This is a genomic window from Phyllobacterium sp. A18/5-2 (assembly GCF_025452215.1).
Classification (GTDB): Bacteria; Pseudomonadota; Alphaproteobacteria; order Rhizobiales; family Rhizobiaceae; genus Phyllobacterium; species Phyllobacterium sophorae.
In genome coordinates, this window is the sequence record NZ_CP104967.1 from 358,111 (window position 1) to 383,132 (window position 25,022).

Sequence of the window (25,022 nt, forward strand, 5' to 3'; positions counted from 1 at the left end):
TTAGTTTTCGTCCGTATCACAGCGAACACGACAACGACGTTTTAGGCCAAAATGAACCGGCCCTCCCGCCGGCAAATGCTATACGAACACCATGGACGCTGGGACCGCGGTATACATTGCCGATCGGCGTCAAAGCGTGCAAATTGCCTGCCGGCAAGGCTTAAGCATTCAGGGGTAAACTATGGAAGAATGGGATCCGGCGATCGTCAAGTTGTTCAGCATTTTTATGCCGACCACCTTTGAGAGGCGATTTGCCATTAAAGACTATTCTCGCTTCGTTCACTATACGACAGCAGCAAACCTGTTTCGTATCTTGGACAAGGAGGAAGTCTGGTTTCGAAACGCAAGATGCATGAACGACCATCGCGATATTGAAAATGGCATGGTTCAGCTGCAACAATGGAACAATGATGCGGAACGCAATGCCCCATTGATCCGTGCCCTTGAGGCGTGCATTCCTGGGGTGTGGAAAGACGGCCTTAGGAAATATCACCACTGGCTTCCCAACTTGCGAACTCAATCTTATGTTTTGTCCGTGGCGGAACATGCTCCGGATGAGAATGAGACCGGCAGATTGGCACTGTGGCGCGCTTATGAAAAAGGTGTGGTTGGCGTTGCCGTCGTCGTGAGCGTTGCACCGTTCATGCGGATGACGGATGCCTTGAAGGCTTATCCCAGTCCAGTGGCATACTGGACCCGCCAACAGCTCGATGACGAGTTCGAAGTGGTAGCCCACCGCATAGTGGCCAACAAGGATTTCCTGTCGAAACTCAACAAGGCCGCGGTGACCGAGATGGTGTTCTTGATGTTGCTGTTCGCGGCCATGTGCTCGAAACACACTGGATTTCACCAAGAGCGGGAATGGCGTGTTTTGACCAATCCGCTGCTCTGGCCTTCGACCCGGTTCATCGAACAACAAGATATTATCGACGGTATTCCGCAGACAATCTACAAATTGCCCCTGAAGAATAGTCCAAACGAAAACCTAACCGGGATAGAGCTGCATGAATTGATCGACCGTGTGATTATAGGACCGTCGTCTCATGCTGGCGCGATCCGTGACGCAATCGTGGCAAAACTGGCAGAAAGAAATGTCCCTGATCCTCACTCAAAAGTCGTCGTCTCGGGGATACCGGTACGCGCAACCGGCATGGGTTGATCCGGTCAACTTGCGTTCCTGATTTGCCCACTATGGACGAAAAGTGTCGTGCGCGATCCAAATCAGCACCGCGCACGCTCGAGGGCTATCGCGGAGCCCGCATCCGCCACCTCGATCTCATGAAAAGGCAACGTCGTCGGGCGAGAGATCGGCAATCGAGACGTTCTCTATGAAGATGCCATTCGTATCGCCGTCGAAGCTGACATAAACGCCGCCTTGGGTATCATGTGATGCCGCGATAAAGCTCTCGTAATCATGGATACCGGTTGCATTGCCAGAGGCGAAACTCCGAAAACTGATCACGTCGCCGCTGTCCGTGGCAAAATCGGTAATGCGGTCGGTGCTGTTATCGGCACTGACATCGGAGTAATTCCAGATGAAGGTGTCAGCCCCCGAACCGCCTTTCAGGATATCGGCGCCGGTGCCGCCGTCCAGCGTATCGGCCTCAAAACCCCCGTCGAGGGTGTCATTGCCATTCCCGCCTTCCAGGATGTCGGCCATGGTACCGTACATGGAGCCTCCCCCGTAGTCGGCATCAAGCGTATCGTCGCCATCGCCGCCGATCAGATGGTCGTTGCCGGTACCGCCCAGGAGCACGTCATCGCCGCCACGCCCGTCCATGAGGTCATCGCCGCTGGGTCCGCCCTTGTACGTGTCGAGGCTCACGAAATAATCGTTGCCGTCAGCGCCATAAAGTTCGACTCCTTTATAACCGGTGATCACGCTTATCTTGAAGTCTTCGATCGTCGAGTAAGACGCGGCGTCGAATACGAAATTCTCAGGCGTGGCGTGGAAATGTAGGTCAGCCTTGTCATAGCCTTCGCCACCATCGAGTGTACCGATCTGGCCTTCTGTCGAATAGAGGCTGAGGCTGTCATTGCCGGCACCGCCATGCATCTGAGCGTTGCCGCCCATGTAGTATTCCTCACTGCCATCGATCAGAACATCATCGCCATCACCGCCATCGAGGACATCGTAACCTTCGCCCTGATAACCGATCGCGCTCTGCAGGAAATCATTACCTTCTCCGCCTTCGATGTGATCATCTCCGGCGCCGCCGTAGAACCGGTCATCACCTGCGCCACCTAGCAAATGATCAGCACCGTCCTCGCCGAACAGCAGGTCATTGCCGATGCCGCCCTTGATGGTGTCGTCTCCATTGCCACCACCGAGACTGTCACTGCCATCGCCGCCATTGATATTGTCATTACCATCACCGCCGTCGATCTGATCATCGCCGCGGCCGCCTGCGAGACTGTCATTGCCAGCATCGCCGAAGACCTGGTCGTTGCCGTTACCGCCGTCGACGTGGTCATCTGCGCCGTCGCCGTGCAGCTCGTCATTGCCCTCACCGCCGAACAGCACATCCCTGCCGTCGCCGCCGGATACGAGGTCATTGCCATTGCCGCCCTCGACGCGATCATTGCCGGCACCCGCATGGACATTGATTTGCGCAAAATTGGTGGCGATGATTTCGTCATTACCACTGCCCGTCGTCAGATTCAGCCGCTCGATATCAACAAAATACAGATGATTGGCGGCCACGGCGGGATCACCGAAGCGGGCATGTCCGTTTGCACCATTCAACGTGAAGGCGTCAGCCGTTGCAGAAAGATCGACAACAAGTGTATCGACACCGTCACCGCCGCGCGCCGCACCACCGACCCCAGTGAACGCCAGCCGGTCATTGCCATCGCCGCCGGTAAATTCGTCAAAGCCACTTGAACTCGACAGGACGTCATCACCGGTCCCGCCAACAAGGAAATCATTCCCCGCGCCGCCATCAAGATCGTCATTGCCGGCAAGAGCCCAAAGGTGGTCCCTTTCGTCCGTGCCGCGTAGCGTATCGCTTGCGTCCGTACCAACGATCGTTGCCATCACATCCTCCTCCTTAAGATTAAGAAAGCACGTTATAAGCACCCAATCGCTACAATCAAGTATTACATTTATGACACTTTATTAGAATCCTCTTTATCCGAAATAATTCGGTTATAATTCAAAACTTAAATTAATATCCATGCAAACATCCTAAGCAACGAAGGCGAAGCAGCAACAGATTTCGATACTTTCTAGTAAAATCGCCTTTCAACGTGGAAAACCAATCGTTGATTGTATATACTCGCAGCCGCAGACGAGGGCTCGTTTGCCAATGACGTCGCATTAAACGGTCCAAGGATTGGCGAACCACACCAACGGTGTTCCAGGATGCTGTTCGCGCGCCAACATCTCCTTTCTTCGTTCCGTACAAGGTTCGACACACTTACGCCACATCAAGTCGAAAGTATTTTGAAACCAGAGAACAGTTGATTTTTTCCGCAAAGGATATCGACATGAAGCTGGATATCAATTTCCCGCCCGATTTTCGACCGCGCTATGGATATGCCTGCGATATTTCCAAACATATTCTGGCGATATTCTCGCATCACGATGCGAAAATGCGCGAGATGGTCAAGGATCTTGCAAAGTATCGCACTCTCTTTTCTGCAATTCCTATCGGAGCTGATGCCAAGAGCTTGCAACCGCGCTGGATAAACGGTTGGTTCCCTAGCCTCGACTGCATGATGCTCTATCACCTCCTGGCAGAGCGCAATCCGCCGACCTATGTCGAGATCGGCTCGGGAAACTCTACCAAGTTCGCCCGTCGTGCGATCGAGGACCACCGTCTCGGGACGCGGATCGTCTCGATCGACCCGGAGCCGCGCACTGAAGTCGATGCAATCGCCGACGAGGTTATTCGCTCGGGCGTCGAATCCGTCGATGTTTCCCTGTTCTCGCAGCTCGACACCGACAGCGTGGTCTTTTTCGACGGCAGCCACCGCTGCTTTCAAAATTCCGACGTGACCGTCTTCTTCATCGACATCCTTCCGGAGCTGAAGGCGGGGATCAATGTCGGCATCCACGACGTCTATTGGCCGTGGGACTATCCGCCCGCCTGGGTGGAGCGATACTACAACGAACAGTATATGCTCGGCACCTATATGCTCGCCTTCGGCCTCGCATTCCCGCTGATCTTCTCTTGCGCGCATGCGGCGCGAACGTTCCAGCGCGAGCTCGCCGAAGTGTTACCCGAAGCCGTCGTTGCCGCCGTGCAGCAAAAGTCCGGCTATGTCGGTGGTAGTGGCGTCTGGTTCGAGAAGCCGGCAATCGATTACGGCATGACCCCGGATCCCTTCCCGAGCTAAGCCCGCACCGACTGCATGCCCGCAGCATATCCCAAAAGCGACCGCTGCCGCTGGCCATCGAGACCTTGTCGTGCACGAGCGCTCGGGGCCTACCTCCAAAGACGGCATTCGCCAACGCGAGTTTGAAGGAATTGCGTCGGCGAGAAATCGAGAGCGACTTCGACGGCGAAGGCCTCGTGCTCGCGCGATGCGGTTGGTGGCTGATGCGAGCGACGCCAGCGGCCGAGAATTTGCGGGACCGACCGCGCCTCCATCCGCGGGGTGGTGATCGGCAATGCGCGGCCGCTACGTGAAGCGGTGCGAAGCTTGCTTCATCAATTGATGAAGCCGCACAGTCTGGGGGAACGCCCAGGCATCTGCGACATTCGCCGCTGCCAACGCCGACCGTTTTGCCTTGAATGCGTTTGTCGGTTCAGCTTATGGTGTCGTATATCGCAAACCGGCGCACAGTCGATCGATATCCAGGGCCCTGATATGTTATGCAGATGAAAAATCGAGCTGTGCTCCTTCATTCTGGACATCATTCAAGCCTTGCATGTTGCCAACAAATTGGAATTGCCTGAAAAGTGCCGCGAGAAGAACCGTTTCCCCACAAGAAGATCGCGTTGGATTCTTCCCCCGTTTCTTTCATCCATCGGTTGGCAAGTCATTGGGAAACCTTCAAAATTCAATCGCGACTGCGAAAGAGAAATGCCCGGCGCGCCGCAATTTTCTCGCTGCGTTCAGGCGACATCCGGACCCTGACAAACAGCGATATTCCGTTGGTTTTCTTAACCCGCAACGCTGAGAACTTTCTGCCGTCGTTCCTTGCACATTACCGACAGCTTGGTGTGACACGATTCTTGTGCGTGGATGACCAATCTTCCGACGCGACACGTGAAATCCTTTTGAAGCAATCCGACGTTGAACTGTTCGGCTCACCCGTTCGTTATGGCGAAGCAGATCGTGGCAGATTGTGGAGACAGGAACTGTTCCGCCTCTTCGGTATCGGCCGCTGGTATCTCAATGTCGATTGCGACGAATATTTTATCTATGATGGCTATGAGGAAAAGTCTCTGCAGACATTGATCTCACAACTTGAGGCGTTGAAGATCATGCATTGCCCTGCTCCCATGATTGACCTTTATCCAGAAGGTGTCATCTCATCGGCGGTTTTTGATGGGTCGAGCGATGTGATGCCCTGGCAAGTTGCAAGTATGTTCGATGCGAACGGGTACCATCTTAAACAGGACAATCGGTCCATGTCACTTACGGGGGGCCGCGCAAGCGCATTCTCAATGAGCATGTCGAGCTCATGAAGTACCCCTTGCTGTACGTGGAAAACACTCTTGCTTTGGCCTCCAGCATTCACAAACCATTGCCATATTACCGAAACTTTTCCCCCATCCTCGGCTCCTTGCTGCACTTCAAATTCTTCAGCGATGCGCTTTTGTTTGCGCAGGCGGCTGTGGCCGATGGCCAATACTATGGTGGTGCCCACGTCTATAAAAATGTTGTCGAGGTTTTAAGCGCACACGACGATGCGACTTTGGCTGGGCCCCACTCCGTTTCGTTCGAAAGTTCGCGTCAACTTGCGGATTTGGGTTTTTTTGCGCATTTGCCCGAACAATAACGGCGGTTGCAAATGCTTGTGAACGACTGGCTGGATTTGCAATGACTTGGCAAAGTCTGTTTGCCGAACCTTTTGGGCGCGGGACACCCCGGTTGAACATTCTTCATGCCCGGCATGGCCGACCAGGAAATCCCTCGGCGAGCAAGATCGAAAGGTAGCGGGGGAGGACGGCTCGCTTCCTTTTTTAGCACCAGGAGCGTACCCGTTTGAAACGAAATTGCCGCGCTCGATCAGTTGACCTTTATAGGACACCTCCAATAGGCTTTGCAGGTGGCCAATTGAGGGCGATTTGTGCGATTTCTGTTTGTTTTAAAGGATTTGGGCCCGCATGGTGTGGCGAACACGCGGATACGCTATTCAAGGGAACTTGCGCGCCGCGGGCACGACGTAACCATCCTTGCGCTGATCAAGGGAGAGACACGAACGATCCCGGACGGTGTCAGATTTGAGATACTCGACGCCGAAACCACCCATAGTTTGCGCACGGTATTCCAGCAGGTCCGCTTTGCCTTCAGGTTGCGCCGATGGTTCAAAAGAGAAACAAGAATCTGCCCTTTTGATTTTGTTTCCTCATCCATGACACCAACGGACCGCGTTGTGGCACGTTCAGGTCTGGTGAACGTCTATCACTGGATTCATATAGCGACCACGGAACTCCTTGGAGCCGTCACCGACAAACGCAAGCGGGCACGGCGTATGCGCCTCCTGCAAGCTGTTTATCGTGGCAAGCCGGTCATCGGTGTTTCGCAAGGTGTCATCGACGATTTATCGAGGTTCGATGCGGCACCCTGCCGATCCACGCTCATCTATAACGGGTTTGACGTGGAGCGTATTCGAGCGATGGCAAGCGAACTTCCCGCCGATCTGCCGCAGGAGCCTTATTATATCCATGTCGGGCGCTTCGCCGCGGCCAAGCGGCACGATATGTTGTTCCAAGCGCTGGCCCGCAGCGGTTCGGGGCGCAAATTGTTGCTGCTCACCGACAAGCCGCAGGAAGCGAGCAAACTTGCGCAAGAATTCAATGTCGCTGATCGGGTAATCGCCCTTGGCTTTCGCGATAACCCCTATGCATACATGCAGGCTGCCGAGGGACTCATCCTTTGCTCGGACCTCGAAGGGTTCCCGAACGTCCTCGTTGAAAGCCTCATCGTAGGCACACCCGTACTATCAACGGACTGCCCCTATGGCCCGGCGGAAATTCTCACCGGCCCCTATTCGCAATGGTTGTCACCGGTAGGTGATTGTGATGCGCTCGCATCGCAGATTCAAAAGCTGGAAACCGTGCCTTACGCAATCGGGCCCTGGGTTTATGAGCGTTTTTCCCTCTCATCTTCCATCGATACCCTCGAAAGGCTTGCCAAGTCAGCGGACCGTCCTTCCCTCGGACGATTCAGATTGCGGCTCAAACCTTGCGAAAAAGACGACCTTTGGCAATAATCGTAGCGAGCGCTGTGCCTGCAAGTCCCCTGGTCTGCAGCCCTATGCTCCCTCTTTATCCAAGTTCGAACGTGGTGATCCCGTAGATTTGTCCAAGGGGTAAATCGGGCGCCCGGCCGCGATACATCCGTGCCGTCTCGAACACCGGCTTCAGATTGTAGCGATCACACAGCGCCTGCGCGGCGGCGTTCGGCCCGGGGATATCGAGAAAGATCTGGCCACCGCCGACGCTCGTCACCAGTTTGCGAAAGATGAGATCCGCGCTGGTCTGCGTATCGGCAAACAGCGGTCCAATCTTGTGGCCCTCCCGGCAGGCGCGGATGGTGCCGTAGCCAAGGATCTGTGCGTTCCGGATGAACGCAACGCTCTTGCGCGTTGCGAGGGGCAGCAGCCATTTGCGCAAGAACGCATCGCGCCGGGCCGGATTGAAACGCGCGTCGTAGTCGACCAGGATCGGCACATGCACCGGAGAGACGCAAACAAGCCCCGTGCCCGGTGGCTCAACACATTGGACTTCGCCACCATAGCGTAAATTGGCATGCGCATAGACGAAACCCGATTTGCGGTAGCGGTCCTGCTGCGCCACCACGCCATCGAGCCCGATCGTACGGTCTCCCGCGCTCGATACCGCCTTTTGCCAGAGGGCAAAGCCGATGCCCTGGCCGCGATAATCCGGGTGCGCAATGTAGAAACCGAGAAAGGCATAGGTCGCATCAAAACGGACCAGGGAAAGCGCCGCCGCGACCACACCGTGTTTTTCGGCAATCCAATATCCTTGCGTGTCTGCCGCCCAAAAGGCAGGGGCATCGTCAAGGCCGGGATTCCAGCCCTCCCTTGCGGCCCAGTCGATCATGATATCAAGTTGGGCGCGGCTGGCTTTTCGAATGATCGCGGGCATCCCGGGTCCTGTTTAGAGTTTCCAGCTTAACGAAGCTGTTGTCCACCATTGCCACCATGGCTCGGCGCCTCGCCGGCGTGGCCAGTAGTATTTTGGCCGGTGTGTCAGGCGTTGCCTTGCGATAGTAGTTGCATGTTGAATATCCTGCATAGAGATACTTTGCCCACACCATGAGGAATCCGGTTTCCCGTCAAGGCTTGTCGGCGCTAAATTCTTTGGCAGTTTCCACCAGGTCCGGGGCCTTTTCAGCAATGCCGCGATACTGCCGGCAGAACCGAAGAACCGGCATGAAGTCATTTGACCGGCCTTGAGGGCGATGACGATCGCCACCTCGCGCTTCGTATCGCGCCGTCCCTGTTGCACATGTTGCGCCTTCGCACGATCGTTACGGTGTTCGAAACGACGTATTGGCAAGACCGTGCGCTATGCACCGTGACCGTCTTTACCTCGCCAAGGCAGTCATTCAATGGCTGGGCGAGGCCTCGTCAAAGAGCGGTCAGAATTTAACAAGTCCAGCAATATTGAATTTTAGTATTTGAAGGCGACCCGGCTCGATTCATTGCTTTGGCACTCATCAAGTAGTCTTTGCTTGTGCAATCATTGAGTAGTATTGTTTGAGTTGGGCATGAAGGCCCGGGCTTTGGGAGGAACAAATGACCAAATCAAGGACCCAAACAGGGGACAAGACCTCGCGCCGCAAGTTCTTGGGCGGTGTGGCTATGGTCAGCGCGGCGATCGTTGCTGCACCAAGCGTCGTCAAGGCGCAAGGGCCAGTCAATATGCGCTGGCAGAGCACATGGCCCTCCAAGGATATTTTCCACGAGTTCGCGCTCGATTTTGCCAAGAAGGTCAATGACATGACCGGCGGAGACCTCAAGATCGAAGTGCTTCCGGCGGGCGCGGTGGTGCCTGCATTTGGCCTGCTTGATGCGGTGTCGCAAGGAACGCTGGACGGCGGCCACGGCGTGCTTGTCTATCACTACGGCAAACAGACGGCGCTGGCGCTATGGGGATCGGGCCCCGGCTTTGCGATGGATGCCAACATGCTGCTGGCCTGGCACAAATATGGCGGCGGGAAGGAGCTCCTCGCAAAGCTCTATGACTCCATAGGTGCCAATGTTGTGTCATTCCCCTATGGTCCCATGCCGACTCAGCCGCTGGGCTGGTTCAAGAAACCCGTTGCCAAGGCAGAAGACCTCAATGGCATGAAGTTCCGCACCGTTGGCATCTCCATTGATGTTTTCACGGGTCTGGGCGCTGCGGTCAACGCGCTACCGGGCGGCGAAATCGTCTCGGCACTGGACCGCGGACTGCTTGATGCGGCCGAATTCAACAATGCCTCGTCTGACCGGGTGCTTGGTTTTCCTGACGTATCCAAGATCTGCATGCTCCAGAGCTATCACCAAAATGCGGAGCAGTTCGAGATCCTGTTCAACAGGACGAAATACGACGCACTGCCAGAACAAATGAAGGCCATCATCGCCAATGCGGTCGAGGCCGCTTCGCAGGATATGCACTGGAAGGCAATTGACCGCTATTCGAAAGATTATCGAGAGATGCAGACGACGGACAAAGTCAAATTCTACAAGACACCGGACGCGATCTTGAAGAAACAGTTGGAAGTTTATGACGAGGTGGTGAAGAAAAAGGCCGGCGAAAACCCGCTTTTCAAGGAAATCCTCCAATCGCAGCTCGCCTTTGCCGAGCGGGCAACGCGTTGGGAACAGGACACCGTTGTCAGCCGCCGGATGGCGTTCGATCACTATTTCGGCGAGAACGCGGCGGCAAAGAAAATCTAAGACGCAGTTCGAACAAAGCATCGTTGGGAACATGACCGGGGATGCTTTGTTCGGCGAAAATATCTCGCCATCGGGGGCAGGTGTGAACGTTCAGCAATTTCTGAATGCGGTCGATGCCATCAGCGTGTGGGTGGGAAAAGCCGCAGCGTGGCTTATTATCGGACTGATGACGCTTGTCTGCGTCGAGGTCTTCAAGCGCTATATCATGAACATGCCAACGGCGTGGATATTCGACGCCAGCAGCATGTTCTATGGCTCGTTATTCATGCTCGCCGGCGCGTACACGCTGGCGCAGAACGGTCATGTGCGCGGCGATTTTCTCTATAGTTCGATGCGGCCACGCACGCAGGCGGGGCTTGATTTGATATTGTACATCGTCTTTTTCCTGCCGGGGATCGCGGCCCTTGTTTACGCAGGCTACGACTACGCAGCACTTTCATGGCGGATCGGCGAGCATTCAACCGTGACCGCAGAAGGCCCGCCGATCTACTACTTCAAATCGATCATTCCATTGGCTGGGGCCCTGGTGATGCTCCAGGGCCTGGCCGAAATTGTTCGTTGTCTCGTTTGCCTCAAGACGGGGGAATGGCCCAGCCGGCTCAAGGATGTGGCTGAGATTGACGTGGTCGAGGAGCAACTCGCGCACAGCGAGCACGTGGATGAGGAAACGCGCAAAGTCGCGATCGAGCGGGCACAGCAAATCGACGAGACGGCGCGCAAACGTGGTTCGGGGGGGAGATTTGCAAACGTGAGTGATCCAGTTCTTGGAATCACGATGCTCATGCTCATCGTGGTCGTTATCATCATGGGATTTCCGACGGCCTTCACCCTGATGGGCCTTGGCATGTTTTTCGGCTTCTACGCGTTCTACAACCCCGCCGAGCACTGGATAGATAATCGCGTCTTCGACCTGATGGTGCAGCGTACTTATGGAGCCATGACCAACGACGTTCTGATTTCCATCCCGCTGTTCGTGCTCATGGGTTACGTGATGGAACGCGGAGCATTGGTCGACAAGATGTTCTACAGCATCCAGCTTTCGTTCCGGCGTGTGCCAGCATCCCTGGCCGTTGCCACACTCATCGTGTGCACGTTCTGGGGTATCGCCAGTGGTCTCGTTGGGGCTGTGGTGGTCTTGATGGGCGTGATTGCTTTCAACCCGATGCTGCGGGCCGGATACGATGTCAAGCTTGCTTCTGGCGTGATCACCGCGGGTGGCACACTGGGTATCCTGATCCCGCCGTCTGTGATGATTATCGTCTATGCGGCAGTCGCAGGACAGTCCGTTGTAAAGCTCTATGCCGCCGCGATGTTTCCCGGATTTTTCCTGGCTTTCCTTTATCTCGTCTACATTCTTGCCTGGGCGACAATCAATCCAAGGATCGCTCCCCCTTGACGGAGCAACAAACAAAGGTACCCGTGCCGGCCTGGATGCGAAGCTTTCAGACGCTCTACTCACGCAATATGCTTGTTGGACTTTTTTCGGCATTGCTCGCGCCATCCAGAGCGATGGCCCTCATGACAGACAATGGACGCCTTACCTATTGGAAACTGTTGAAGAATTTCAGTGCCGCTCTGATACCTTTCGCCCTGACGACATTCACCCTTTTGCTCGTTTGGTGGTATGTCGTTATCCATTCGCAAGCATCGAGCGAACTTGAAGCTCCATCCGGATTGGAGCAGCTCGGCTCACCGGTCGTGGAGGCGGCCCCCACGACGGCTGCTGGGCCGGCGAGTGGTTTTTACATCGCGTTCGGCCTCATTGCCGTGTTGGCTGCGCTGATACTCGGCCGCTACTACCGGAACATGAATGCCGAGCGGTTGGAGGTTGTTAAGCTTCTGACCTCCTCCGTCATGCCGCTTGGCACTCTCACCGCGGTCGTACTCGCCGTCATCCTGTTTGGAATCACGACGGCTACCGAGTCCGCGGCAGTCGGTGCCGCCGGGGCCTTTCTGCTGGCGTTTCAGGCGCGAACGCTCAACTGGAAGCGCACCAAGGAAGCGGTGTTCTTGACCGCGAAGACGACGGCCATGGTGTGCTGGCTTTTTGTTGGATCGGCACTGTTTTCGGCTGTTTTCGCAATTCTTGGCGGTCAGGCGCTGCTCGAGCAATGGGTCCTGTCGCTTGACCTGTCACCCATCCAGTTCATGATCCTGTCGCAAGCAATCATATTCATTCTTGGCTGGCCGCTCGAATGGACCGAGATCATCATCATCTTCGTGCCGATCTTTCTACCGATGCTGAAGCATTTCAACATCGACCCGGTTCTTTGGGGCGTGCTGGTTTTTGTGAATTTACAGGCGGCGTTCCTGTCGCCGCCCGTCGCCATGTCGGCGTTCTATCTAAAGGGTGTCTCCCCACCGCATGTCACGCTCAATCAAATATTTGCCGGCATGATGCCCTACATGCTGATCGTCATCGTGTGCATGATCATCATGTATATCTGGCCCGGTATAACGCTCTGGCTTCCGAACTACCTTTATGGCGGTTGAGGGCGACTGCCCTGCCTTAACCGCCGAACCCAAACTAAAAGCGCCCATCCGCGTGAAATGGTGCGGTCCGCATGCCATGCCGCCGCGTGACTTACCGACCCTTGAAAACGGACAAGGTGTGCAGGCGCAGGCACGATTTTCAACTCTTGGTTGCAATACATGGGCGATGCGGTACACTCGCGTAAGCCGTAGCGGTTCCCCCCATTTTTCCCGCGGCGGCTGTTCCCCCATGAAGGTTCTCAGCCTTCACAATTGCCGGACTGTTCAGTCCGGCTCTTTTTATCGGGGACAGCGTCTTATGGCGCAGCGACAAAAGACCATTTCTCCGAATGAGCCGAAGGCCCTATAATTGCATCATAGCCGCATCCACGGAGGGTGCCGTCGATGAATGACCTCATTGTCTTTATGTCGCTTACAACCATCGGCCTGATAATCGTAACGAACCTGCTCATAATGATCTACGATTAGCATGGTGCAGGGTTAGGCTGGCGCACGAAGATCACCGAACAGGGTTATTGGCGGGATCCGCATTCGCGTAACCTGGCTGCAACACCTTGCTTTGGTGCTGCATCGTTTTGGTGTTCCGCATGTCATCAATGCGCTGCCATGAACACCTATGCTAAACGTTTACGAGAAAACCGAAATCCGCCTTTTTTAGATTCTTATCGTCCGTTCTTTTGTCGCCAGGCGGCAAAATCGATCTTCGGTTTTTCGCTTGTGGCTGGGTAAAGCCCGATGATCGTTGCGCCATTCATGACTTGCTCTGTGACAAAATCTTCATAGGCCGTCATCTCGACCGTTTCGTCGGCAATCTCGTCGGCGAGATGGGCCGGAATAACCATGACCCCTTCATTGTCCCCAACGAGCACATCGCCCGGAAAGACAGCGACATCGCCGCAGCCGATTGGGATGTTGATATCGTAGGCTTGGTGATGGGTCAGGTTGGTTGGCGCCGAAGGACGATTGTGGTAAGCGTGAATGGTCAAATTGGCAATCTCAGGGCTGTCGCGGAAGCCTCCGTCGGTAACGACACCTGCCACACCCCGCACCTGCAGCCTTGATATCAGTATGGAGCCGGCGGAAGCTGCCCGGGCATCCTTGCGACTGTCCATCACCAGGACGCTTCCCTGCGGACATTGCTCCACCGCGGCGCGCTGCGGATGGTTGGGATCGCGGAACACCTCGATCGTGTTAAGGTCCTCGCGAGCCGGTATATAGCGCAATGTAAAGGCCTGCCCGACCATGTTGGTCTTCTTTGCGGACAGTGGTCGCACGTCTTGGATGAACTGATTGCGCAGCCCGCGCTTGAAAAGCGCCGTCGCAATTGTTGGCGTGGCCACGCCCATCAGCTTCTTGCGCGTTCCATCGCCTAGATCATAGTTTGTCATTCGTTGTCCTTGCATGTCAGTAAATATCCGGTTCAGGAGCCGATGGCCCAAAGGCTGTTTCGAGAAAGTCAAAATCCGCGCCCGTGTCGGCCTGGCCCACGTGTTTGGCAAACATCCAGCCATAGCCGCGGCCGGCCTTGTCGGCGGGTTTTTGCCATTGTGAACGACGGCGTTCGATTTCACTGTCATCGACCAGCATGTCGATACGGCGCGCATTCAGGTCAAGCCGCACGATGTCGCCTGTCCGCAAAAGTGCCAGCGGTCCCCCGACATGCGATTCCGGCGACACGTGCAGAACGCAAGCCCCATAGCTGGTCCCGCTCATGCGCGCGTCGGACAGACGCAGCATGTCGCGATATCCCTGCTTGAGCAGGGCCTTGGGCATCGGCAACATGCCCCACTCCGGCATGCCGGGTCCGCCCTGCGGGCCCGCCCCACGCAACACCAGGACATGATCGGGCGTGACGTCGAGGTTCTCGTCGTCGATCGCTGCCTTCATTTCAGGGTAGCTGTCGAAAACCAATGCCGGACCCTGATGCTGATGCAGTCTCGGATCGCATGCCGCTGGCTTCATGACAGCGCCGGTGGGCGCGAGGTTGCCCCTCAAGACCGCAAGCGAGCCTTCCTGATAGACAGGATTGTCGAGCGAGCGGATAACGTCGTCATTGAAACATTTGGCCCCCTCCAGCGTTTCTCCGAGCGTATGGCCGGAGACTGTGAGCACCGAAAGATCGAGCCTTGATGCAAGTTTTGCCATGAGCGCACGCAAACCGCCGGCATAGTAGAAATCTTCCATCAGGTAGCTATCGCCCGTTGGCCTTATGTTTGCCAGAACCGGGGTCGTCCGGCCTGCTTGATCAAGATCGTCCATTGTCAGGTTGACCCCTGCCCGGCGCGCCATTGCAACGAGATGGACAATGGCATTGGTCGAGCATCCGGTGGCCATGGCGACACAAACGGCATTGTCAACGGCCGCCCTGGTCAAAATCTCGCGCGGGATCAGGTCGTCCCAAACCATGCTGACGATCCGCCTTCCCACCGCGGAAGACATGCGGATGTGATTGGAATCTGCCGCCGGAATGGAACTCGCCCCGGGCAAAGTCAATCCGAGTGCCTCGGCAATCGCTGTCATGGTGCTGGCCGTACCCATGGTCATGCAATGGCCGTAGGAACGTGCGATTCCGGCTTCCACCTCGACCCATTCATCGGTCGATAGCTTGCCTGCACGCCGTTCATCCCAGAATTTCCAGGCGTCCGAACCGGAACCCAGAGCTTTTCCGCGGTAGTTGCCGCGCAGCATGGGGCCGGCCGGCAGATAGATCATCGGCAGGCCGGCGCTCACGGCTCCCATGACCAAACCCGGCGTGGTCTTGTCGCAGCCACCCATCAGCACGGCACCGTCGACCGGATGCGAGCGCAAAAGCTCTTCGACCTCCATCGCCAGCATATTGCGATAAAGCATGGTCGTTGGCTTGACGTAGCTTTCCGACAAGGAAAGGGCCGGCAATTCGAGCGGAAATCCGCCGGCCTGAAACACACCGCGCTTGACGTCCTCGACACGGTGTTTGAAGTGTGCATGGCAAGGGTTGGCATCCGACCAGGTGTTCAGGATGGCAATGACCGGCTTTCCTGTCCATTCTTCCAGTGCATAACCCATTTGCATGGTTCTTGATCGATGGCCGGAGCTGCGCAGGTCGTCAGGAGCGAACCATCGGGCGCTTCTCAATGTGTCCGGGATTTTCTTCATGTTTATTTGCTCAGCCTTGCAAGGTCATGGATAGCGACGGGAATGAACGGCTTATTCCTTCATGCCCCATCTTTGAATCGTGTGGCGCTCAATGGTCTGAAAGACCAGGTTCTCGACGATGAGACCGATGATGATCACGGTGAGGAGCCCGGCAAAGACTGCAGGAATGTCCAAGAGATTTCGGTTCTCAAAGATGAACCAGCCGAGCCCGCCCTGTCCCGACGAAACACCGAACACGAGTTCGGCGGCAATCAGCGTACGCCAGGCGAAGGCCCAGCCGATTTTCAGGCCGGTCAAGATCGACGGAAACGCAGCTGGAACGAGAATCCGCATCACATAGGACAAACCGGTCAATCCATAATTGCCTCCGACCATGCGCAGCGTTCGCGATACGCCAAGAAAGCCCGCATGTGTGTTGAGTGCGACCGCCCAAAGCACTGAATGGATCAGCACAAAGACAAGGCTGGAAGCGCCAAGGCCGAACCAGATCAACGCAAGCGGCAACAACGAGATTGCCGGCAACGGGTTGAACATTGCCGTCATGGTTTCCAGAAAATCGGTGCCGATCCGCGTGTTGATGGCAAGGATTGTCAATATGGCTGCAAGCAAAGTCCCTGTCACATAGCCTGTGATCAGCACCTGAAGCGTCGTCCAGATGCGCGACGGCAATGTGCCATCGACGAACCGATCGTAAAGAGTGACCAGCGTGTCACTGAGGGTCGGGAAAAGCAGCGGATTGTCGAGATAGCTTGCGTAGAGCTGCCAAATGATGGCGAGACCGATAATCAGCACCGTCTTGCGCACCGCGCTGATCCCCCAGATAAGCTCGAGGGAACCCAGCTTCTGTTCGACCTCGGTTACATTGGCATGCTGCCTGTTTGTTGTGACGTCGGCTGCAAGGATGATTTGCGGACTGGTCATGATCGTCACTCCCTGTGGCCAGGCTCGGAAAAGAGCAGGTTGTGGATATCGCGTTCAAGTGCCGAGGCACTGCCGTCGTCCTGACGGGCATGATCAACGTCGACCACCTCTGCCTTCACGCGTCCTGGATGAGGCGACAACAGCAAAATGCGGTTGGAGACCTTGATGGCTTCAGCGATCGAATGCGTGACGAAGATCACCGTAAACCTGGTGTCTTCCCAAAGCTGCAGCAGTTCATCTTGCATCTGGCGCCGCGTGAGTGCGTCGAGCGCTGCAAACGGCTCGTCCATCAGCAAAATGTCGGGTTGCATCGCCATGCCGCGGGCGATGGCCACGCGCTGTTTCATCCCGCCGGAAAGTGTGTGCGGGTAGCTGTCCGTGGCTCGTGTGAGCTTTACCTTATCAATGTATTCCCGCGCCCGCTCCTCCGCCTCCTTGCGTGGCAGTTTGCGCGCAACCATCAGTGGAAACATCACGTTATCAAGCACCGTTTTCCAAGGCAAAAGCTGATCGAATTCCTGAAACACCATCATGCGGTCGGCGCCCGGTCTTTTCACCGGACGTCCATTGATGTGAATCGAACCGCTCACCGGTGCCATGTATCCGCCAACAGCCTTCAAGAGGGTGGATTTGCCACAACCGGATGGTCCGAGAAGCACGAAGCGGTCCGATCGATTGACTGAAAAACTTACGCCCTCCGTGGCTGTAATGAGCAGGTTTGGCGTCTTGTAGCGCAGCGTGACCTTATCGACCGTCAGGAGCGGTGCGCCCGCGCTCTGCGCGGCTGGGGTGACAGGAGACACGGTTTCAGGATTATTTTTTTGCTGCACGGCCTGTAACATCTCGGCCTCCATAAGCATTGAGTGGAAAGACCTGGCATCTCATGCCAGGTCGATATCGTTCGAATGGGTATTAATTGCCCTGCAGATCGGCAGATTCAGGCAGATAGTAATCTGTCCACGCCGCAGGCATTGTCTTGAGCGTTCCGACCTTGTGCAGATGGGTGGCAAACTTCATCGTACCCTGCGGATCGGTGCGGAACTCCATCATGTCCGGCTGCTCAATGATTTTCACCAGGGCATCGAGATCGGTTTTATCCCCCGATACTTGCTTGTAGGCGCTCAATGCGTCGCGCGGGTTCTTCTTGATCATGTCGATCGCTTCGACCGTGGCTTCACGGACGGCTTTGATGATAACGGGATTTGTCTCGGCAAAATCCGTTGTCGTGAAGAACGTTGCCTGGGTTAAAGGACCGCCAATGATGTCCTTGGAATTGACCACGATGTGATTTCCGGCATCAATCTCCAGATATTGGAACGGCGGGGCGGAGAAATGACTGGCCACCTCGTGGCTCTTGTTGGCCAGCGCCGCCATTGCATCGGGATGCCCAAGCTGCACGGTGTTGACATCAAAATGCTTCAGATCGCTGTCTCCAAACATTTGACCCGCTGCCATTTGCAACAGGATCGCCTGCGTCGAAACGCCAACCGTTGGCACAGCAATCTTGTCGCTCGGACCGATGTCTTTCAATGATTTGATCTTCGGGTCACGCGATACCATGATGACTGGCTGCGCCGAGCTGGTGATGATCCCTTTCACCTTGCCACGCGTTCTGTCCCACAGCAAAAGCAAGTTGCCGGTTCCGGTATTGACGATGTCAACATTCCCCGAAAGCAGCGCATCCGTCTGCGCACCACCGCCGCTGAAGGTCCGCCAGTTAACGGTAACACCTTTCACGCCATCTTCTGCCGCGTGTTTTTCGATAAGCTTCTGCGTCTCCATGACATGGCTGGCCAGGTAAAGGATTCCTGGCTGGCGGGTGATGGAGATATCGGTCTTCTCTTGGGCATGGCCGGACGAGCCCAAACCCACAATGATAGCAAATGCGGCGATAGCGCCTTTAATCAATCGCATATTTTCCTCCCGATCGTTTTGCGTGTCGTTTGCACGAGGGCGACGATCCTCCGACATCGCTTGATTAATTAAAGCACTAATGCATCAGTGCATCAACCCAATAGTTGTGATAAACGTGTTGGAGACAGAAAACGAGAGAGCAACATTCATGAGTGGCAGGGTGCAAAAAAGTATGCTGGATCGGACAAGGCAGGTCGCCCATCAAATCCACGAAATATTGAGAGACCGTATCCTCTCCGTCGAACTTACACCCGGAACAATACTTTCCAGGGCATCGCTTCAAATGGAGTTTGGCGTCAGCCAGACCCCAGTTAGGGACGCGCTGATGCGCCTTGAGGAGGAGGCTCTCGTTGAAGTCTATCCGCAATATGCCACAGTCGTTGCAAGGATCGACATCGATCATGCAAGGCAAGCACAATTCCTTCGGCTCTCAATCGAACTCGAAGCCGTTCGCCGCCTTACCACGGAGTGTCCAGCCAAAATCGCCGCCGACCTCGAGGAATTGCTGGCAAGACAGCGGCAAGTCGCCTCTCCGCAGACATATGATCTGTTCGATGCGCTGGACAAGGATTTTCATCGGAAGATCTATGAGCGCGCAAACATCCTCAACCTCTGGTCGACCGTGCGCCGCCAGAGCGTCCATCTTGACAGGTTGCGCCGCTTGAACCTGCCGATGCCCGGCAAGATGCAAACTGTGCTTGAAGATCACCAAGAGATCATCAATGCGATACGTTCGGGACGCGCAGATACCGCTGAAACCGCCCTGCGCAAACACTTGTCTGGAACACTGTCCATCATTGATCTTATAAGCGATCAATTCCCCGATTATGTTCGCAAATGAGTAACGTTCACTTGTGGCCAGAGTGGCCACCCTGTTCAGTCGGATCGAACTGTTCGGTTCGCTATTACCATTTTCGCGAAATTGGTAATATATTCCTTTCGCTGCCTGTGATATGATCATTTTCGCAGAACTGGTAATAGCACAATGCAGCTTATCGACCACACCTATCAGGTGCTTTATTCCGAGCTGGCGCAGCGCTCGCTCGATGCAGCGTTTACGGGCGACTTTCCTCTCGACGGCCGGTTCATCTCAATGGAAAGTCGTGGTCGCCGCTACTGGTACTTCGATACCGCAAAAGAGGGCGGCGGCAAGGTCCGCCGCTATGTCGGCCCGGTCGACGACGCAGAAATTACCCGCAGGGTCGAGAGTTTCAAAGACCTCAAGGCCGATGCCCGAGCACGGCGCAAGCTCGTCTCAACACTCGTCCGGGAAGCCTACCTTCCGCGGCCGGAACCCTTTGTGGGTGCGGTGGTCCAGACCCTGGCGGATGCCGGCTTCTTCCGTTTGCGCGGCGTTCTCGTCGGCACCGTGGCCTTCCAATGCTATTCGGCGATCCTCGGCGTCCGCCTGCCGAACGCAGCGTTGCAGACCGCCGATGCCGACTTTGCCCAGTTCCACTCCATCTCAACTGCGGTCGGCGACGCACTCCCGCCGATCCTCGACGTGCTGCGAACTGTCGACCCGACATTTCGTGAAATCCCGCACCAGAGCGATAGCCACCTATCGACCAAATTCGCCAACCGTTCCGGCTATCGGGTCGAGTTTCTGACACCGAATACGGGATCCGACGATTATGGCCGCCATCCAGCACCTATGCCGGCACTGGGGGTGCGGCAGCCGAGCCCTTACGGTTTTTGGATTTTCTCATTTACCAGCCGGTGCGTGCAGTGCTGCTGCATGGACCAGGTATCCCGGTCCTGGTACCCGCGCCGGAGCGCTACGCCATTCATAAACTGATTGTGGGATCACGCCGCCGGACCGACGCCGATGGTTCGGCGAAGAGCCGCAAGGACAGGTTGCAGGCGCGGATATTGATGACAGCAATGATCGACACGAGACAGGGCGAGGCTTTGGCCGATGCTTATATGGCGGCCTGGGCCAGAGGAGAGGCATGGAAAGACGCGCTTGCTGAAAGCATGCGGACTTATGACGAACCGACGCAGGTCCTATTCAAAGACAGTCTGGCGAAAGCAATGGCTGATCTGGAAGCAGACCCGAAAGACTACGGTCTGGGCAAGAGCTGAGCCGGTGATCTTGACGTCCATGACGCATGTCTCGTGCTGCGGTTGGTCTTCATCAGCGGCAGCGTTCGCGTCATACCCCTGGCGTGCGAAGTCGCAGCTGAATTAATTCGACGGCTCAAACTCCTCAAGGTGCTGGAACGACCGGAAATACCGCTACACACCAATGCATCCGAGAACGACATCTCCGGCGGCACCATGAGCGACAAAGGCCGCCAGGCGCGTGACGTCATGCTCGGCCTGATGAAGACCTGCAGGAAGCTCGGCGTTTCCTTCTATTCGTATATCGGTGATCGGCTCTGTCTTAACAACCGCAATCAGAGGATTCCACCGCTAGCCGATCTTGTCGCTGCCGTGGCCTGAAGGCCACTGCCCGGAAATCCTCTATTTCGGCTGCATGAGTTCAATTCGATTTCCGAACGGATCATTGACGTATCGACGCTCGTACCCTTCTAGGGGCTGATCTTCTTTGGCCGAGAAACCTGCATCGTCTAGAACACGCACCAGCGCGGCCAGGTCATCCACGATAAATGCTGGATGGGCCTTTTTGGCAGGTGAAAAATCGCTCTCAACACCAAGATGAACTTTAACGCTGCCGCTTTCGAACCAGCATCCTCCCCTCGCTGCAAGCTGCGTTGGCTTGGCAACCTCAGGAATGCCAAACAAACCCTCGTAGAAGTCTCGAGCAGCATTTTCCTTGCCAACAGGCATAGCTAGTTGAACGTGATCAATTCTGCTGATGGACAAGGGTTTCTCTCCGAGATCGGAAACGCTCCGCGACGTTCTCTAACCGGAACCTTCGTGTCAAGCGCCTGTTGGAAGCTGGTTGATTGGTTGGGGCCATGGACACAAATCGTATTGTTTCCAGCCAAACTCAATCGGTATGTGATAGCCCTAAATACCCCGTGCCCGGGAATCTGGTCCGCTTACCTCCCGGATTGTAACCGGGGCAGATTTAGGGGCGAGCCGGATTCCCAACAGTGACGAATTCTGATTCAACGAGCTTATGAAGCTGCCCCTGGTTGAATCTGTTGAGACTCTGTCGCTCTCTGCGATGCGCAAGCTTGTTGCCGGGCTTGTAACCAAGGCGCATGGACACGAAGCCGAGTTTGCCAGGCTGCGTACCGTCAATGAGACGCAACGCTTGGAGATCGAGCGGCTTAAGCTCGACAATGACCGCGTGCGACTTGAGAACCAGCTGCTGCGGGACGAGATCGCCCGATTGAAGAACCTGCCACCGCGACCGCCATTCCGCTCATCCGGGATGGAGAAGGCGACTGAGCCGAAGAGCGGCAAGCCGGGAAAGAGACCAGGCCGCAGCGCCAAGCGCGACAAGGATCGGGTCACCCGCGAGGTGACATTGAAAGCAGATGTTCCGGATGGCTCGCGCTTCAAGGGCTATAAGAGCATCCTTGTGCGCGAGCTGGTTCTGGCGTCTGAGGTGGTGCGTTACAGGCGGGAACGCTGGATCACGCTCGAGGGCAAGACGATCATCGCGCCCGTGCCAACTGGCATCATTGGCGGCTTCGGACCTGGCTTGCGGCGCTTCTGCCTGGCCATGCATGCCGAGGGCCAGGTGACAACGGAACGGCTGACTTCGATACTGAACGGGATCGGCGTCGAGGTTTCCAAACGGCAGGTGGTGCGCATGCTGACGGCGGATCTCGACAAGTTTCTCGCGGAAGACCATGCCGTCCTACATGCTGGCCTTCTCTCGGCACCGTTCATCACCGTCGACGATACTGGTGCACGCCACGCCCGGCGCGACGGCGTGACCACCCAGATCGGCGGCGAGCGCTTTACAGTCTTCAGAACAGGCTGGTCGAAATCGCGATTGAACTTCCTGTCTCTACTAGGGGCAGGTCATGAAGAATATGTCACCAACGATGCTGCGCTTGACTATATGCGCCGGCGTCAGGTTGACCCGTCATTGATCGAGAAGCTCTCCGCCCACCCGGAAAAGATGTTTGGATCGCAGAGCGTATGGCTAGAACATCTGGCGCGCTGCTCCATAGATATCTTCGACAAGACTTTATTGCGGGCGTTGAGTGAAGCTGCGATCTGGGCGCCATCCGCCATCATGGCTTGATGAGCACTGCAGTTGTCGTCTCCGATGGGGCCGGGCAGTTCAGGATCGCCAATCATGCATTGTGTTGGATCCATGCCGAAAGGCTCATTCACAAATTGATGCCGGCAACACCGAAACAAGCTCGGGCGGTTGAGACGGTCCGCGATCTCGTCTGGTGCTTTTATCGGGCACTGAAGGTGTGGAAGGAAAAGCCCTCGCCGGGCGCGGCGAATGCATTCAGGCGACGCTTCGATCGCATCTTCACCCTGCGTACCGGCTTTGAACCGCTTGATCAGTTGCTCATGCGCCTGCACCGGCGCAAACCAGAACTTCTCAAGGTTCTGGAGCGGCCGGACATTCCGCTGCATACCAATGCCTCGGAGAATGATTTGCGCGCCTGTGTCATCAAGCGGAAGATTTCTGGCGGCACCATGAGCACAAGAGGCCGCCAGGCACGCGATGTCCTGCTCGGCCTGATGAAGACCTGCCGCAAGCTCGGCATCTCCTTCTTCAACTTTCTCGGTGATCGCCTCGGCCTGAATACCGGCAACCAGAATATCCCACCGCTCGCAGAACTCGTCGTTGCACGGGCTTAATGCCAGTTTTCTTTTCAGGAATCGATTAGATTGCTGCCTTGGCTCGCCTCGGCATCTCCGGTTTGCGGAGGTCGGGCAGGCGTCCATCATCGTCGTGCACGCGGGCGGCAAGTTCGGCTCCAAGGTCTATGAAACATCCGGCGGCCTGCACGGCGTCGGTGTTTCGGTCGTCAACGCGCTATCGTAACTGTTTTGCGATTATGCTGGATGAGCGTGCCATGAACGGTTTCTCCAGAGCGTCCGTCAATGCCACCCGCTCACCTATGCCTAATCTGAGCATGGCGTCTTAGGTCTTCATTTGCTGTAAGAGGGAGCCGTTCCACAATCCGGTGGTGGCAGTCGTGCAGTTCGTCTTCATTCAGACTTTCTATGTGTCGATGGTCGTACTGCCTCACCACAAAAAAACCGGCCTGAGGACCGTAAAGCAAGCCGCCAATTGCTGTGATAAGTTCCGAAAACGGATCACACGCGCCAAAGCAAAAGATGTTGCTCTCGACGAGTACGGTGTTCGCGACTAATCGATCTGATAACCTCAAGCGGCGTTTTCAATCCATTCGAGCGAAGCTCCATGGGGGTCGGCCCAAGCGACCGGAAATCCGTTGACGGAGACTAGGAAATGGCCGCGCTTTGAACTTGGTCCGGCAAGTGCAGCGATTTCGGGAAATACTCGTGGAGATTCATTTGCGATCCAATAGGGGCACAAAGATTGCACATGGCGCGCAAAAGCCGTCGCGGTCCGCCTGCGCAACCACATAGGACAGAACCGCAGTGTGAAAGACAACCAGTGTTGCCTCCTTAGGGGCCGCGTCGGCCAGCCGGCCAAGGTCGTTGCGCAAGTCACCCTTGATCACGTTGGGCCGGACCGATTTGGCAACTTTGATGGCCGCGCGCAGATCTCGCGAGACGATGGCGCTGTTCCGGCCACACCAACCTCTCGAGCCACACCGCTTGTTCCGGGTCAGATACTTCAAGTGGATTGAGATCCAGCCCGGCGCGCCAGACGATCTTTGGCATTGCTGCCGGCAACGGCGCCGCTTCATTCACTTTGCAGGAAAACAAAGGCGCTTCGACCGTCGGTGCTGTTGCACGCAGGACTACGCCACCAAAGTCGTAGCTGTAAAAATCGGGCAGGAGGTTCAGCCCGGCGGAAGCTCCAACTTCAATGAGAGCCAACGGCTGCGGCAGTTGCGCCAGAATGGGAAGTAGCGTGGCGCATCGGGCAGGCTCGTTGGTCTGGGTGGAACGCGCCAGCATCAGCGTGCGGACGTCATCGAAATTGGCCGTGATCCTTCGACGGAACTCATTCCAGCTCCCGAGCAAGCCGAACAGGTGCCGTACTGCTCCAAGCAACAGGTTAGGTTGTTGCTTGTCTTTTGGGAGGGTTGCCAGGAATGCAAGTACCTCCTGATCATCAGCCACACCATTTGCCAGTTGCTCGTACAGCGGCGAGCGGCCTCGAGCCTCTTCCTCGGCAAAACGGCGGTAGCGCGCCGAAATCTCTGCAAACTGCTGCTGGTACATTATTTAACTCCAACCTATTGGCCGGGACATGCAAGGGCCCGCAATCGTTATAGTACCACCGGTTGGTCCTAGCCGTGTGACACCTACCCCGACCTGCAGGAATTGCTTTTTACACCGCTCGCCACCAAATCTGCCCCACTTACCCCCGGATTGAATTTCACTGCTACCAACCCTCAAGACGTAACACCCTGTTTGCATTAATAGT

20 protein-coding genes and 3 pseudogenes are annotated in these 25,022 nt (G+C 56.0%); 13 read left to right on the forward strand and 10 right to left on the reverse strand.

Going from position 1 to position 25,022, the window contains the following annotated elements; genetic code table 11:
- Positions 1-181 precede the first annotated feature (181 nt).
- Positions 182-1,159: a DUF2971 domain-containing protein gene (locus N8E89_RS20250; protein WP_262262968.1), complete on the forward strand. Its 978-nt coding sequence runs from the start codon at positions 182-184 to the stop codon at positions 1,157-1,159.
- A 117-nt stretch (positions 1,160-1,276) separates the two neighbouring features.
- On the opposite strand, the gene N8E89_RS20255 is transcribed toward N8E89_RS20250, so the two are convergent.
- Positions 1,277-3,037 carry a calcium-binding protein gene (locus N8E89_RS20255; RefSeq protein ID WP_262262969.1) on the reverse strand — a complete coding sequence of 587 codons (1,761 nt, stop codon included), beginning with the start codon at positions 3,035-3,037 and terminating at the stop codon, positions 1,277-1,279.
- 452 nt (positions 3,038-3,489) lie between these two features.
- Here N8E89_RS20255 and N8E89_RS20260 point away from each other — a divergent pair, with 452 nt between their 5' ends.
- From N8E89_RS20260 to N8E89_RS20275, 4 genes are all read left to right on the forward strand, one after another.
- The gene (locus tag N8E89_RS20260; RefSeq protein ID WP_262262970.1) at positions 3,490-4,341 is read left to right on the forward strand and encodes a class I SAM-dependent methyltransferase; all 852 of its coding nucleotides are present in this window, start codon (positions 3,490-3,492) and stop codon (positions 4,339-4,341) included.
- Between the two features lie 830 nt (positions 4,342-5,171).
- Positions 5,172-5,639 (forward strand): glycosyltransferase family 2 protein, encoded by a 468-nt coding sequence (locus N8E89_RS20265; RefSeq protein ID WP_262262971.1) that lies wholly within the window; start codon positions 5,172-5,174, stop codon positions 5,637-5,639.
- Positions 5,636-5,953 (forward strand): hypothetical protein, encoded by a 318-nt coding sequence (locus N8E89_RS20270; RefSeq protein ID WP_262262972.1) that lies wholly within the window; start codon positions 5,636-5,638, stop codon positions 5,951-5,953. The genes N8E89_RS20265 and N8E89_RS20270 overlap by 4 nt, the downstream gene beginning before the upstream one ends.
- A 291-nt stretch (positions 5,954-6,244) precedes the next feature.
- A complete protein-coding gene (locus N8E89_RS20275; RefSeq protein ID WP_262262973.1) occupies positions 6,245-7,390 on the forward strand; it encodes a glycosyltransferase in 1,146 nt (381 codons plus the stop codon).
- A 55-nt stretch (positions 7,391-7,445) separates the two neighbouring features.
- On the opposite strand, the gene N8E89_RS20280 is transcribed toward N8E89_RS20275, so the two are convergent.
- Entirely contained in the window at positions 7,446-8,288 is an 843-nt protein-coding gene (locus tag N8E89_RS20280; protein WP_262262974.1) for a GNAT family N-acetyltransferase, read from the reverse strand.
- A 653-nt stretch (positions 8,289-8,941) separates the two neighbouring features.
- On the opposite strand from N8E89_RS20280, the gene N8E89_RS20285 reads away from it, so the two are divergent.
- The 3 genes and pseudogenes from N8E89_RS20285 (at position 8,942) to N8E89_RS20295 (ending at position 12,580) form a co-directional block, all read left to right on the forward strand.
- A complete protein-coding gene (locus N8E89_RS20285; protein WP_262262975.1) occupies positions 8,942-10,087 on the forward strand; it encodes a TRAP transporter substrate-binding protein in 1,146 nt (381 codons plus the stop codon).
- 31 nt (positions 10,088-10,118) lie between these two features.
- Positions 10,119-10,823, forward strand: a pseudogene (locus tag N8E89_RS20290) (TRAP transporter small permease subunit); the annotation flags it as partial.
- A 12-nt stretch (positions 10,824-10,835) separates the two neighbouring features.
- Positions 10,836-12,580: pseudogene (locus N8E89_RS20295) on the forward strand (TRAP transporter large permease subunit).
- Between the two features lie 662 nt (positions 12,581-13,242).
- On the opposite strand, the gene N8E89_RS20300 reads toward N8E89_RS20295, so the two are convergent.
- From N8E89_RS20300 to N8E89_RS20320, 5 genes are all read right to left on the reverse strand, one after another.
- Positions 13,243-13,968, reverse strand: coding sequence for a ribonuclease activity regulator RraA (locus tag N8E89_RS20300; RefSeq protein WP_262262976.1), 726 nt, complete (start codon positions 13,966-13,968; stop codon positions 13,243-13,245).
- A 16-nt stretch (positions 13,969-13,984) separates the two neighbouring features.
- A complete protein-coding gene (araD, locus tag N8E89_RS20305; RefSeq protein WP_410010435.1) occupies positions 13,985-15,715 on the reverse strand; it encodes an L-arabinonate dehydratase in 1,731 nt (576 codons plus the stop codon).
- A gap of 51 nt (positions 15,716-15,766) precedes the next feature.
- Positions 15,767-16,636, reverse strand: a complete 870-nt coding sequence (locus N8E89_RS20310; protein WP_262262977.1) for an ABC transporter permease — start codon at positions 16,634-16,636, stop codon at positions 15,767-15,769.
- Between the two features lie 5 nt (positions 16,637-16,641).
- Positions 16,642-17,478, reverse strand: coding sequence for an ABC transporter ATP-binding protein (locus tag N8E89_RS20315; protein WP_262262978.1), 837 nt, complete (start codon positions 17,476-17,478; stop codon positions 16,642-16,644).
- A 70-nt stretch (positions 17,479-17,548) separates the two neighbouring features.
- Positions 17,549-18,550, reverse strand: coding sequence for an ABC transporter substrate-binding protein (locus N8E89_RS20320; RefSeq protein WP_262262979.1), 1,002 nt, complete (start codon positions 18,548-18,550; stop codon positions 17,549-17,551).
- A 148-nt stretch (positions 18,551-18,698) separates the two neighbouring features.
- Here N8E89_RS20320 and N8E89_RS20325 point away from each other — a divergent pair, with 148 nt between their 5' ends.
- The 3 genes and pseudogenes from N8E89_RS20325 (at position 18,699) to N8E89_RS20335 (ending at position 20,995) form a co-directional block, all read left to right on the forward strand.
- Positions 18,699-19,391: a GntR family transcriptional regulator gene (locus tag N8E89_RS20325; protein ID WP_262262980.1), complete on the forward strand. Its 693-nt coding sequence runs from the start codon at positions 18,699-18,701 to the stop codon at positions 19,389-19,391.
- A gap of 252 nt (positions 19,392-19,643) precedes the next feature.
- Positions 19,644-20,635: pseudogene (locus N8E89_RS20330) on the forward strand (GSU2403 family nucleotidyltransferase fold protein).
- A gap of 33 nt (positions 20,636-20,668) precedes the next feature.
- Positions 20,669-20,995, forward strand: a complete 327-nt coding sequence (locus N8E89_RS20335; protein WP_262262981.1) for a hypothetical protein — start codon at positions 20,669-20,671, stop codon at positions 20,993-20,995.
- A 21-nt stretch (positions 20,996-21,016) separates the two neighbouring features.
- Here the strand turns inward: N8E89_RS20335 and N8E89_RS20340 are convergent, their stop codons facing one another.
- The gene (locus N8E89_RS20340; RefSeq protein ID WP_262262982.1) at positions 21,017-21,379 is read right to left on the reverse strand and encodes a VOC family protein; all 363 of its coding nucleotides are present in this window, start codon (positions 21,377-21,379) and stop codon (positions 21,017-21,019) included.
- Positions 21,380-21,638: 259 nt separating this feature from the next.
- Here N8E89_RS20340 and N8E89_RS20345 point away from each other — a divergent pair, with 259 nt between their 5' ends.
- Together N8E89_RS20345 and N8E89_RS20350 are read left to right on the forward strand one after the other, a co-directional pair.
- Entirely contained in the window at positions 21,639-22,721 is a 1,083-nt protein-coding gene (locus N8E89_RS20345) for a transposase (protein ID WP_262262983.1), read from the forward strand.
- On the forward strand, positions 22,721-23,296 hold the full coding sequence (locus tag N8E89_RS20350; RefSeq protein ID WP_262262984.1) for an IS66 family transposase: 576 nt from the start codon (positions 22,721-22,723) through the stop codon (positions 23,294-23,296). Before N8E89_RS20345 ends, N8E89_RS20350 begins: the two co-directional genes overlap by 1 nt.
- 677 nt (positions 23,297-23,973) lie before the next feature.
- On the opposite strand, the gene N8E89_RS29055 is transcribed toward N8E89_RS20350, so the two are convergent.
- Both N8E89_RS29055 and N8E89_RS20355 read right to left on the reverse strand, forming a co-directional pair.
- Positions 23,974-24,147 carry a hypothetical protein gene (locus N8E89_RS29055; protein ID WP_315975730.1) on the reverse strand — a complete coding sequence of 58 codons (174 nt, stop codon included), beginning with the start codon at positions 24,145-24,147 and terminating at the stop codon, positions 23,974-23,976.
- The gene (locus N8E89_RS20355) at positions 24,134-24,817 is read right to left on the reverse strand and encodes a DUF2332 family protein (RefSeq protein WP_315975731.1); all 684 of its coding nucleotides are present in this window, start codon (positions 24,815-24,817) and stop codon (positions 24,134-24,136) included. The genes N8E89_RS29055 and N8E89_RS20355 overlap by 14 nt, the downstream gene beginning before the upstream one ends.
- Positions 24,818-25,022: the final 205 nt, after the last annotated feature.